The organism is Halogeometricum sp. CBA1124 (genome assembly GCF_009741955.1).
GTDB lineage: Archaea > Halobacteriota > Halobacteria > Halobacteriales > Haloferacaceae > Halogeometricum > Halogeometricum rufum.
The window spans coordinates 1-12,243 of the sequence record NZ_WPCD01000006.1; the positions used below are offsets into that span (position 1 = coordinate 1).

The 12,243-nt window shown below is 65.7% G+C and carries 10 protein-coding genes and 1 pseudogene; 6 read left to right on the plus strand and 5 right to left on the minus strand.

Annotated elements, in window-relative coordinates; translation table 11 throughout:
* A partial coding sequence (locus GJ632_RS01600) for an alcohol dehydrogenase catalytic domain-containing protein (RefSeq protein ID WP_191451868.1) occupies positions 1 to 766 on the minus strand: 766 nt, incomplete at its 3' end.
* A 203-nt stretch (positions 767 to 969) separates the two neighbouring features.
* Here GJ632_RS01600 and GJ632_RS01605 point away from each other — a divergent pair.
* Positions 970 to 1,556: pseudogene (locus GJ632_RS01605) on the plus strand (flavodoxin domain-containing protein).
* A gap of 385 nt (positions 1,557 to 1,941) precedes the next feature.
* On the opposite strand, the gene GJ632_RS01610 reads toward GJ632_RS01605, so the two are convergent.
* The gene (locus GJ632_RS01610) at positions 1,942 to 2,790 is read right to left on the minus strand and encodes a hypothetical protein (RefSeq protein WP_191451869.1); all 849 of its coding nucleotides are present in this window, start codon (positions 2,788 to 2,790) and stop codon (positions 1,942 to 1,944) included.
* Positions 2,791 to 2,954: 164 nt separating this feature from the next.
* On the opposite strand from GJ632_RS01610, the gene GJ632_RS01615 reads away from it, so the two are divergent.
* From GJ632_RS01615 to GJ632_RS01630, 4 genes are all read left to right on the plus strand, one after another.
* Entirely contained in the window at positions 2,955 to 3,827 is an 873-nt protein-coding gene (locus GJ632_RS01615) for an alpha/beta fold hydrolase (RefSeq protein WP_191451870.1), read from the plus strand.
* A gap of 132 nt (positions 3,828 to 3,959) precedes the next feature.
* Complete coding sequence (locus GJ632_RS01620; RefSeq protein WP_089809750.1) at positions 3,960 to 4,526, plus strand: YdcF family protein; 567 nt, start codon at positions 3,960 to 3,962, stop codon at positions 4,524 to 4,526.
* Positions 4,527 to 4,773: 247 nt separating this feature from the next.
* Positions 4,774 to 6,336, plus strand: coding sequence for a Na+/H+ antiporter NhaC family protein (locus GJ632_RS01625; protein ID WP_191451871.1), 1,563 nt, complete (start codon positions 4,774 to 4,776; stop codon positions 6,334 to 6,336).
* 418 nt (positions 6,337 to 6,754) lie between these two features.
* Complete coding sequence (locus GJ632_RS01630) at positions 6,755 to 7,039, plus strand: PadR family transcriptional regulator (protein WP_089809937.1); 285 nt, start codon at positions 6,755 to 6,757, stop codon at positions 7,037 to 7,039.
* A 134-nt stretch (positions 7,040 to 7,173) separates the two neighbouring features.
* Here GJ632_RS01630 and GJ632_RS01635 read toward each other — a convergent pair whose 3' ends face one another.
* The 3 genes from GJ632_RS01635 to GJ632_RS22785 form a co-directional block, all read right to left on the minus strand.
* Positions 7,174 to 7,506 (minus strand): hypothetical protein, encoded by a 333-nt coding sequence (locus tag GJ632_RS01635; RefSeq protein WP_191451872.1) that lies wholly within the window; start codon positions 7,504 to 7,506, stop codon positions 7,174 to 7,176.
* Positions 7,507 to 7,782: 276 nt separating this feature from the next.
* Entirely contained in the window at positions 7,783 to 9,828 is a 2,046-nt protein-coding gene (locus tag GJ632_RS01640; protein WP_191451873.1) for a bacterio-opsin activator domain-containing protein, read from the minus strand.
* Positions 9,819 to 11,138, minus strand: a complete 1,320-nt coding sequence (locus GJ632_RS22785) for a PAS domain S-box protein (RefSeq protein ID WP_191451874.1) — start codon at positions 11,136 to 11,138, stop codon at positions 9,819 to 9,821. Before GJ632_RS22785 ends, GJ632_RS01640 begins: the two co-directional genes overlap by 10 nt.
* A 228-nt stretch (positions 11,139 to 11,366) precedes the next feature.
* Between GJ632_RS22785 and GJ632_RS01650 the strand changes: the two genes are divergently transcribed.
* Positions 11,367 to 11,684, plus strand: coding sequence for a hypothetical protein (locus GJ632_RS01650; protein ID WP_191451875.1), 318 nt, complete (start codon positions 11,367 to 11,369; stop codon positions 11,682 to 11,684).
* Positions 11,685 to 12,243 lie beyond the last annotated feature (559 nt).

The following is a 12,243-nucleotide window of genomic DNA, read 5'->3' on the forward strand; positions in this document are numbered from 1 at the left end:
AGGCGTGCTTCGCGTACCCCGTCGCCTCGTAGACGAAGTCGACCGCCTCGTGCGCCTCGGGTATCTCGTCGACGGGCGTCTGTCGGGAGTCCACGTAGGTGCTGCCGAGACGGTCGACGATGTCGACGGTCGGGTCGGGTCTGTCCCGCCGCCCCAGACAGTAGGTCCGGTCGAACGGCGAGCGCTCCGTCTCCAGCATCGCGAGGGTGAGCAGCCCGAGCGGTCCGTTGCCGAGGACGAGTGCGCTCTCGGGTCGCCAGTCGAACGCCGACCGGGCGGCGAACGCGTGTTCGAACGCCTTCTCGGAGTTCGATATCGGCTCCACGAGGAAGCCGTACTCGGCGAACGAGTCCGGGACGGGAACCAGAAACTCGGGGGGGCTGGTGAACAACTCCGACATGTAGCCGTGCGCGCCGACGATACCGCGTTCGACGTACGCGCCGTCGGGCGCCATGTCGGGTTCGCCGCGTTCGAAGTGGCCGCCGTCGGCACCGCTGGGTCGCCGAACGGTCGGGACGACGAGCGACCCCTCCTCCAGACCCGTCCCGTTCGCGTCTTCGACCACGGCGACGGCCTCGTGACCCAGAATCTGGTGGTCGTCGCCCTCGGGATACCCGCCGTGATTGCCCGCGATTACCTCGTGGTCGGTGCCGTCGATGCCGACTCTGAGCGTTCGCAAGAGGGCCTCCCCCGCTTCGGGGGTCGGGTCCGGTACCTCGATGAGTTCGGGGCCGGACCCCTCGCGCGTCACGGCGACTGCCCTCATACGAGACCACCTCTCCGGTCGAGACGCCGGGCGTCCGTTCGGGGACGACCGACGCCGTCGTCACTGCTCGGCATGGGTTCGGGTTGTTCGCAGGGCGAGTTAAACACACCGACGCGAGGAGGAACGCACACGTCGTCACGCGTTACAGTCTCGGCACGGCGAGTATAGCTTCTTTAGCCGTCCGAACGAAGGACGCTCGGAACATGATATCCTTCCTCGTCGTCTACGGAACCGGTGAAGGACAGACGGAGAAAGTGGCGTCGCGAATCGCCGGCGTGCTTCGCGACCGCGGCCACGACGCGACCACGGTGAACGCCGGGGACCGACCCGCCGACCTCGACGTGTCGGCGTACACGCCGTCCTCGTCGGGGCGTCCATCCACGCCGGCAAGCACCAGGAGGCGGTCCGGACCTTCGTCGAGTCCGCTCGCGACACGCTGGCGGCGCGACCGACCGCGTTCTTCCAGGTGTCGCTGACCTCCTCCCGCGACGACGAGGAGGCGGCGGCACAGGCGGCGACGTACGTCGAGGAGTTCGTCGACGCCACGGGGTGGCATCCGGACCGAATCGGCCTGTTCGGCGGCGCGTTGCGCTACTCCGAGTACGGGTTCTTCAAGCGCCTCCTGATGCGTCAGATCGTGAAGAAGACGATGCCGGAGGTGGACGGCTCCGAGGACGTCGAGTTCACCGACTGGGACGAAGTCGAGGCGTTCGCCGCCGACGTCGCCGCGTTCGTGGAGGGACGACTCGGCGTCGTTCCGCCGTCCGCAGACGGGGTCACCGAGTCGTAGCCCTCCCGGACCCCATCGCGACGCCGTCGCGTTCGTGTCGTCGTAGCGGAGCCTGAAGTCGTTCGTATACGAATAGACAAATCTGCAGATAGAATCGGGAGGTATGAACACAGTAATACATTAGATGCTATTAGTATCGGAAAGAGTACGCTCAGTAGTGTCGCTGTGTTCTCGAAATCGCCGTTCGACCTCTATCTCTCGGTATCTATCGACGTATCCGGCGAACGAATCTGTCGGTTCGGTCGTCAGACGCGCAACGGCCACCGACGGCGTCCGCGGGCCCAACGTCGTTTGTCTACCCATTCGTGTTCACCATAAATGTTCAGTACGTGTGTTCAGCGTGTTCATCGACCGCCGCCCGGGTCGGCATCGTCGCACGGAGCCGTCACACCGGGCGAGCGGACGGCCGGTCGTCGGGAGCCTCGTAGACGGCGAGGAACGGTGCATCGGTCTCCGACTCCGGGCAGGCGTCGGTTCGCTGGATCGGGAACGTCTCCCCGGTGAGGTTGGCGCCGTCGAGGTACAGCCCCACCGGGTACGTCTTCTCGGAGAAACTCAGCACGTGCTCGTTGTATCCGTCTCGGACGTTCAGATGCGCGTGGACGGGACGTTGGCGTTCACTCGAGTCCGTCGACCGCCGGTGCGCGCTCCAGTCTCCCGCCGGACACACGGCGTAGTTCGGCGCGTCGACGCGTTCGGGAAGCGGCGTCGGATTCGTCACGACCACGGAGGCGACGCGCAACTGATTGCGGTCGGAGTCCGGCACCGTGACCTCGCTTTGCGATCGGAGTTCGTACGCGGGGCCGCCGGAGGCGACGTCCACGACGAGGACGCCGGCGACGAGAGCGGCGACCACGACCAGCGCGAGTGTGGCCCGACGGCCCGTGGTGAAGCGGTCGTTCTCGTCTACCCGCGTCCGCACCCAGAAGAGTACGGCCGCCACGGCCAGCAGACCGGCGACGGTGAGTGCGTTCCCGACGTCGAACGTGTTCACCGTCTCGACGAAGAGCGCGACGGCCGAGACGACGACCACGCCGTAACCGAGCAGGATCGACTGGTGGTCGCTCGTCCGTTGCGTGAGCGCGAAGACACCGGCGAGGAACAGGACGACCAGAGCGAACTTCGAGACGGGCGAGTAGCCGAACTCCACGTCGACGACGAAGACGACGACGGCGATGGTCGCGACGATGGCCGCGGCGCCGTTGAACAGCGTGTCGGAGTCGAAGTCGACCATGCCGTTTCGTGACACCGCGAGATAAAGTACCTCCCGTCGAGACAAAGGCCCGTTTCAGCCACCGCCGAATACCGACCGGCCGCGTGCGCTCGTCGCGTCGTCGGTGGACGACAGCCACTCACAGAAGCGGCTGATTCTCGTTCTCGGACCGCGTAGGTAGACGGATGGAAGTCGAGCGGTCGACGCCGGCGAACGGTACACGAACCGAGACGGGACGGGTCCGAACGAACGACGTAGACACCTACTACGTACGGCGCGGCGACGGCCCGCCCGTCGTCTTCGTCCACGGGATGGCCACGAACACGGCCCAGTGGGACGCGCAGATGGACGCGCTCTCGGAGTACACGACCATCGCGTACGACGTCCGCGGGCACGGCCGGACCGGCGGATCGGACCGTAAATCGTACGACGTCGAACTGTACGCGTCCGACCTCGACGCCCTGCTCACGGCGCTCGACGTGGAGCGACCGCTCCTCTGTGGCCTCTCGATGGGGGGCTGTATCGCACAGGTGTACGCGGCGAGACATCCGGAGAACGTCACCGGCCTGGTGTTGGCCGACACGTTCTCCGCGGACGAACTGTCTTTCGGTGCCCGTCTCGTCTTCGCGAACCTCCGTCTGCTGGGACGACTGGACGGCGTCGTTCGCTACACGACCCTCAATCGACTCCAGACCTGGGTCGGGAACCGCCTCGCCCCGGGCGTCGCCGGCGACGGCACCGAAATCCAGCGGGTGATGGAGACGGGTCCGCGGATTCCCCACGCGGAGTTCGTCAAGATTGCCGACTCGGTGGCGGCGTTCCCGGACAGCGACTTCGACGTGACCGGAATCACCGCGCCGACCCTCGTCCTGTACGGCGAACACAACCCCGACGTGCTCGTCGAGATGCACGAACGACTCGCCGCCCGACTGACGAACGCCGACGTGGACGTGCGAGTCGTCCCCGCCGCCGGCCACGCCTCGAACGTCGACAACCCCGCGTTCTTCACGGACGCCGTCCGCCGCTTCGCCCGTCGGGTCTTCGAACCGAACGACTGACGCGGCGACGAGTGCGTCGGCGGCCGCGCTACCGCCGTGGCACCGGCGGTGGCGACGGACTCCGCTTCGAGCGAGCGTTACCGAAGCGTGAATATACAGAAATATTATATATCAGGGAATGTAGAACGTCGTATGGTCGTCGTCGTGCTCGGACACCGCCTCGAATCCCCGCAGATACACACGCGACTCCGGGCGCGAGTCGTCGGCGGGATGAGAGCGCTCGACGCCGAGGACGAGTCGTACCTCCTCTGCACCGGCGGACAATCGAACCCCGAGGTGGACCGAACGGAGTGCGGCGTGATGGGCGAGTACGCGGTCCGACGCGGAGTCGACCCGGACCGAATCGTACTGGACCCGTTCGCCTACGACACTATCGGCAACGCGTACTTCTCCCGGGTGTTGTTGGACGACGTCGGACTCGACCCGAGTCGCGTCCACCTCGTGACGGACGACTTTCACGCGCCGCGGGCGAAGTGCGCCTTCGAACACTGCTTCGGTCCGGACACGACGATAGACACGACACACAGCGTCGAAACCGAACGCGACCCCCACTCGCCGACCTGCCGGGAGAAGTTACAGCAGACCCGACGGTTCTTCGAACCGGTTCCGGTCGGTGACGCCGACGCGATTCGCCGCCGTCTGCACGCCGACCACGACTGCTACGACTTCTCCGAAACCGTCCAGCCGATATCCCAGTGAGGGGCGTCGTCTCGTCCGACACTCCCGTGGACGCCGAGTCCGAACGGGAGTCTGCGCCGTTCTCAGAGTGACCACGCCGGCCCCGTAGGGCCCGTCGGACCCGACGCGGACGCGAGGACAGCGACGCTGGCGACAGTGTGGGATGAAAACGATACACAAGAATTTATAAATGTAAGTTACAATAATCCAATTATTCCGCCTCGAAGCTAAAACCCTTAACACGGAGGAGTGTTTCCCACGGTTTGTCATGCCCGCTGAAACGTATGGCATAATCAGTCTGCTCCCGGCACTCTTCGCCATCGTGCTGACGCTGGTGAGCAGGCAGGTATTGCTCTCGTTGTTCACCGGAATCTGGATAGGTGCGACCATCCTGGTGGGATGGAATCCGATCGGCGGCGTGGCTCACTCCCTCCAGTTGGTCATCAATAGCGTCACCGCGTCGTTCAACAGCAAACTGCTGTTGTTCACGTTCCTCTCGGGTGCGATGCTCGGGATGATATTCCTCTCGGGCGGGATGAACGCGCTCGCACAGCGCATCATCTCCCGCGTCCAGACTCGTAGACAGGCGGAGTTGGGAACGAGCGTCCTCGGGATGCTCATCTTCGTCGACTCCTACGCGAGTACGATGATCACGGGGTCTGTGATGCGGCCCATCACCGACCAGTTCGACATCAGTCGAGAGAAACTCGCCTACCTCCTCGACTCCACCACCTCCCCCGTCGTGAGCATCGCCGTCGTCTCGACGTGGGTCGGATTCGAGGTGGGCCTCATCCGCGACCAGTTCACGCAACTCGGCATCGACCAGAGCGCGTTCGTGGTGTTCCTCCAGAGCATCCCGTTCCGCTTCTACAGCATCCTCGCCGTCGCCCTCGTCTTCATCCTCGTCTTCATGGGGTGGAACTTCGGCCCGATGAAGCGGGCCGAACGACGCGCGAAGGAGGAGGGGAAGGTGCTCGCCGACGACGCCGACCCCCTCATCGAGACGCGTGAAGAGGACATCGTTACCCCCGACCACGTGGACGCTCGCTGGTGGTACTTCGCGGCACCCATCGTCGTCCTCGTCGCCGTCACCGGGTTCGGATTGCTCTACTCCGGCGGGTGGCCCTCGAAGGCCCCCGTCGAAGCGCTGAAGGGGGCGGCCACCGCCGACGCCATCCTCTGGGGCGTCTTCTCGGCCTGCGCGCTCCTGTTGGCCATCCTCGTCGGACACGCCCGCGTCGAACTCGAAGCGGTCAGCGACTCCATCTTCGAGGGGTTCAAGATGGTGATGTTCCCCGTCGCCATCCTCTCGCTCGCGTGGACCATCGGCGGCGTCAGCGAGTCGCTCGGCGTCGGCCCGTACGTCGTCAGCATCGCCGAGGGCGTCATCACGCCGGCGCTACTGCCGGCCGTGGTGTTCATCTCGGCGGCCGTCATCTCCTTCTCCATCGGCACCTCGTGGGGGACGATGGGCATCATGTTCCCCGTCGCGGTTCCGCTGGCCTACCAACTTGGCGCGCCGTTGCCGGGCGCCATCGGCGCCATCCTCACCGGCTCGCTGTTCGGTGACCACTGTTCACCCATCAGCGACACGACGGTCCTCTCGTCGATGTTCGCCGGCGCGGACCACGTCGACCACGTGAACACGCAGATTCCGTACGCGGTGCTCTGCGGGACCGTCGCGACGGGACTGTTCCTCGCGAGCGGTTACGGCGTCGGTGCGCTGGCGCTCCTTCCCGTCGGCGTCGTCGGACTGGTCGTCGCCGCGTACTACTTCTCCCAACACGCCGACACGCGGATGCCGACGGTGTTCGGCTCCTCGTCTGACTGAGTCGACCCCTCGGTTCCACCCTCGTTCTCCGACGCGACGGCCGCAGGAAGCCGCCGTGACCGGCGCGCCCGCGGTTCGTCCGCGCTGTAACGTCTCGAAGCCGGGAGTGTGGAGTCGCTCCCCGTCGACGCCGCCCGTGTCGCTGACTCGCCCGAAGGCCCGGTCGCCGGCGCGTTCGCAGGTGTGGTTCCGTCGGTGAAGACCGGGACGTCCGCTCGAACAGTCACCTCAGTGCAGATATATTTTCGTGCGAGAACGATTCGGACGTTCGCGGCCGTCGGTGTCCGTCCGGGTCGCGGCCATTTCAGTATCCGTCGCTGTAGTCAGTCGAGTAGACAGTCTCTAACTCCCGTATTTCAGGAGTTATGGGCATATGATTTTTGACTGTTACCGTCCACGAACCTGTATGACAGGCCAACTGTTCGAGCTAACGGGATTTCAACGGGACATCCTGACCGTCATCGCTGGTCTGGACAGACCCTCCGGACAGGACGTCAAAGAGGAACTCCAGAAAGATATCGGCGACATCAACCACGGTCGACTCTACCCGAACCTCGACGCCGTCGTCGAGGAGGGGTACGTCGAGAAAGGCGAGATAGACCGCCGGACGAACTACTACGCGCTCTCCGAACAGGGCTACGAGGCTCTCAAACGGCGGCGCGAGTGGGAGAACTCGACCGTCGACGAACTCGGCGAGCGGTAGGCGCGCGAACGGCCGCACGGCGAGTGCGAGGCGTCGGGTCCGTCCGCCGCGGCGCAGGGCCGGACCGTGAGTCGCCGGCTCGGCGTCCGCGCCCCCCGTTCGGTGGGCTCCCGACCGAACCCGACAGTCGCTCGCTAGCGGCCGCCGTCGCTCCGGACTTCGACTCGGTCGCGAATCGTGCCCGCGCGACTCCGGAGGTGCTGTGGCGTTCGCTCGTTCTCGACAGCCGGCACCCCGAGACGACGCGCAGGGCGACCTGCTGCGTCGACCCGCCGCCGAGGTCCAGTCCGACCGGCGTGTAGAGGCGGTCGGGGTCGGCGACGGAGAACGTCCGCCCCTCCGAGTCGAAGTCGCAGCATCTCCTCGAACCGGTCGCGTGGCCCCGTCAGTCCGACGTACGGCACGTCCGTCTCGAACAGTTGCTCGACGGTGAGGCGGTCGTCCACGAAGTCGTGCGCGGCCACCACGACGTACGTCTCCGCGTCGAAGTCGACGGCGTCGCGAATCCCCGCCGGCGACGTCGAGACGACGACAGCTGACGAGTCGCGTTCGCGACGCGAACACCGACACGGTGTCCGACCTCCGCGAGGCGCAGAAGTTGGGCCGCGCCGACGCCGCGGACGGCGGGAGCGACGGCCTCGTCAAAGAGCGAGCGTATAGCGACATGAGATTTACTTCGGGAATCGGGACGAATCCGCGGCCTCGGCCCCGGCGAGAGCGGCTCACATCCGTTCAGTCGCCACTCACGTCGACTCGCGCATCCCCGAATCGAACACCGCGTCGAACATCTTCCGCTCGGCCTTGCGGAGGTGCTGGTGGAACGTCGGCGGACTCACGCCCAGAGACTCGGCGACGTCTTCGCCCGTCACCGCCCGCGGCCACTCGAAGAATCCCGCGTAGTAGGCGGTTTCCAGCGCGGTGCGCTGCCTGTCCGTCAGGTCGGACGTGAGCGTGCTCACCTGCCGGTCCTCGGCGCGACTGTGTTTGGTCAGTTGTCGGCGCTTCAGCAGTTTCGTCGTCGGGTAGGCGTCCATCATCGTCTCGGTCACCCGGCGAACGTCGGCGCTCGGCGGGAGGTGAACGCTGAGCCGATAGTCGCCGCCCTCGATGACCGCCTCGGCGACGCCGCCGCCCAGCGTACTGATGGCGGCGAGTACCGGTGGCTCCGACACTCGGAGTTCGAACCGCCGTTCGTCGCCGCCGTCGTGGACGGTGACGGACTCGTAGAACGGCACCGACTCGACCATCGCCTCCACGGTGCCGACGCCCTCGGGAGTCGTCCGTCCGAAGAAGACGAACTTGTCGTCGCCGACCCGGACGATGTGTTCGAGGCGAATCGGGGCGTCCGTGGCGTCGTCCACGCCGAGCGACTCGAAGACGTTCTCGATCTGGAAGACGAGTTCGACCACGTCGTCGCTCATCAGTGCGTGCTTGCGTTCCACGGCCGCGATGGCGTGACCGACGATTTCGCCGAGTTGTCCGACCATCTCGTACTCCTCGCCCTCGAACGCGCCCGGGCGGTCGCTGTAGACGTTCAGCACGCCGTAGGGCGTGTCCTCGTGAGTTATCGGTATCGCGGCGGACGAGCGGAAGTCGTACTGCTCGATGTGGTCGCGCCACGGGTCGTGGCGGACGTCCGCCACGGTGTCCCGCGTGGTCTGCACCTCGCCCGTCCGTATGGCCCGCCCGGTCGGCCCCTCGCTGCGTTCGTCGTCCGGGTCGACCGAAATCGTCACGCCGTCCAGATAGCCCTCGACGCCCGCTTCGGACCGCAGCGACACCGTCTGCGAGGCCGGGTCGACGTCGCCGACCCACGCGAACAGATACGGCTCCGCCGCGGCGAGTCGGTCGCAGACCGTCTCCTCTATCTCCTCGCGCGTCGACTGCTCGATGACGGCCTCGGCGATGCCCCGCACCACCTCGTTGAGACTGTTGAGCGCTCGGAGTCGCTCACGCCGGCGTTCGAGTTCGCGTTCGCGTTCGACCCGTGCCGTCACGTCGCGGACGACGCCGGCCCGACCGGCCGCGTCGTCTCCGTATCGGGAGGTGGTGAAGTTCCCCTCGACGGCGACTTCACCGCCCTCGGCGGTCTGGAGACTGTACTGGAGCGTCCCGTCGTCCCGGTCACCGGCAAGTATCTCCCGTCCGAGTTCGTTCGCCCGTTCGTGGACTTCTCGGCCCTCGACGAGCGTCGGCCGGCGGCCGAGCAGGTCCTCGCTGTCGTACCCCGTCAACTCGCAGAACGCGTCGTTGACCAGAGCGTACCGACCCTCGTCGTCGAGGGCGTAGACGCCGTCGGGGACCGTTTCGACGATGGTCTCGTACCGTTCGAGTTCGCGTTCGTGGGCTTTCCGCCGGGAGACGTCCCGGAAGTAGACCGACAGACCCGTCTCCGACGGGTAGACGTGCGTCTCGAACCACCGGCCCAACGAGGCGTGGTGCTCTTCGACCGAGACGGACTCCTGCGTCTCGAACGCCTCCTCGAACGCCGCCACCACCTCGGTATCGGTGGGGACGACGTTCCCGACGTGCTCGCCCACCGGACCGGCCCCCGACAGGTCCATGAGCGTCACCGCCTGCTCGTTGAGGTAGACGAACCGCAACTCCTCGTCGAGGGCGAAGAAGGCGTCGTCGATGCGCGCGAACACCTCGTCGAGTTCGGCGTCCAACTCGTCCCGCTGGCGTTCGAGTCGCCGTTCCTTCCGCTTCAGTTCCGTCACGTCCTTTCCGGCGACGACGACGCGTTCGAGGGTCCCGTCGTCGAACAGGGGCGTCGCGGTCAGCGACACCCACCGCTGGGTGCCGTCGGAGCGTCGTGTTGGACCAACCAGTCGGAGACCGGCTCTCCGGTCTCGACGACGCGAGAAACCGGGTGTTCGGCCGTCGGAATCGGCTCGCCGTCGGGGTCGTAGAGGTCGAGGTCCTCGACTCGCAGCGTCTCTAGCTCGGCGTCGTCGAGGCCCAGTTCCCTGCCGGCGACGGCGTTCGTTCGCTCCACCGTCCCGTCGGGTCGGAAGATGGCGAGCCTGACGGGTGCCGTCTCCAGCAACCGGTCCGTGAGGTCACGTTCGCGGCGTAGTTGGCGTTCGCGGTCGCGTCGCTCCGTCAGGTCCCGGGTCACCTTCGCGTAGCCCTCCAGTTCCCCGTTCTCGTCGTGTATCGCCCAAATCGTCACGCTCGCCCAGAATCGGTCGCCGTCCGCGTCCACGCGCCAGCCCTCGAACTCGACCGAACCTCGCTCTGCCGCCGCCGCGAGGTTCTCCTTCGGGACGCCGGCGGCGCAGTCTTCCGCCGTGTAGAACGTCGAGACGTGCTCGCCCACGATGTCCTCCTGCGCGTAGCCCTTGATTCGCTCGGCCCCCCGGTTCCACGTCTGGACGCGACCCTCGGTGTCGAGCGTGAAGATGGCGTACTCGTCGACGCTTTCGACGAACGACTCGAACACCTCGCTGTCCTCTCGGCGGGAGCGTTCCGACCGCTTCCGTTCGGTAACGTCGTAGTAGAGTTCGACCCGACCGCCCGCGTACGTGCCCGATTCGATGGGTTTGCTGCGGTGTTCGAGCCACCGCTCCTCGCGTTCGCCGGCGGCCGTCACGTGACACTCGAACTCCTGAGGAGAACTGTTGTCGTCGTACGTCGCCAGCACGGTGTCCGCGAACGACGCCGAGTCCTCGACGGTCGCAGCGATGCGGTCGGTGACGAGTCGACGCTTGTTCGCCCCCAGAACCGCCCGTCCGGTCGAGACCGAAGTAGCGTTCGGTCGCGCCGTTGGCCCAGACGACGTCGAAGGACTCGTCGAGGACGAAGATCCCGACTTCGACGTCGTCGAGCACCTCGCCGACGAGCGAATCGACCGCGGTCGACGGGCCGAGCGTCGCCGTCGGAGCGCCACCCACCGGTCGCCACCAGACCCGGGCGTCGCTCCCACCTTCTTCGTCTCGACCCGTCCGTCCTCGACGAGTCGTTCGAGCCGAGCGTACGCGGTTCGGCGGCCGATGTCGAGACGCTCGGCCACTTCGGGCGTCGTCACCGGTTCACCGACCGCCTCGAACGCGTCGAGGGTCTGTCTGAGCGGGTCCGTCAGCGGTCGGGATTCCATTTCCTGAGGGTGCGCTGCCTCGGTATATTAAAATCCCGTCGATGGAAACAGAATCGGACCGAGAGACGAGGTGACCGGCGCCCCCAACCGACAGGGGCCGTCGTGACACGACGTTTACTCCATGGCGACGAAATATTTCGTCCTCGACGACGACAGGTACCTAACTCGTTAGGGACGTTTCTTAGGAGGCCCCAGAGACTGGACGACAGTAGCGACGAAGCGCCTCCCATGAGCCACACAGTACCGAAACTCGCGACGGAGTACGAACGGCCCGACCACGTGACAGAGAGTGACTGGTACCGACTGCTCTCGGCCGAACGACGCCGGGAGTTGCTCGACGTGTTCGACGACCGGAGCGGTCCCCTCGCACTCGATTCACTCGCGGCGGAAATCGCGACGCGAGACGACGAACTCGACGCCCCGGACGCCGCGGACGACGCCGTCCTGACGCGCGTAGCGAGTTCGCTCCACCACGTCCACCTCCCGAAGTTACACGACGCCGGCGTCGTCGAGTACGACCCGGACTCCCGTCGAATCGAGCCGTAACGAGCGTTCGATTGCCACTCGCGGCCCTCGCTGACTCTTCTCTCGTCGCCGTGTCGTTCGCGGCGGTGACGACGGCGAAATCGTCGACGACGGCACCGGCGGGACTCCTCGACGAGATGCTCGCGCCGTGTGTTCGTGCTCCGCGTCCACGTGTTTCGCCCATCAGTTGCATTCGTTACTTGTGTTCATTGTTTGTGTTCATTGTTTGTGTTCACCGTTTGTATTCATCAAGTGTATTCATTCACATGATTCAGCGGACGTGTTCGCGACAGTGGTTCGGTGGTGAGATTCTCGAACGTCGTTCACGACGTATTCCACCTGTAGCGGTTCACCGGGACAGTTCGTTCGTCGGACGTGTTCAGCGATGATGTTCACCGCATTCGTTCATCGCTGGACTCCGGTACCGACGTGTCTCACGTGAATCCGTGTGCGGTGGTCTCGGCGTTCCCCGGTCTCGACTCTGAACGGCGTTCGACGGCGTTCTCGCGGAATCACCGGCGCGCCTCGCCGAATCGGGTAGGAGAGCGGCCCCGGTGATGTTCACTAGTTGTGTTCACCG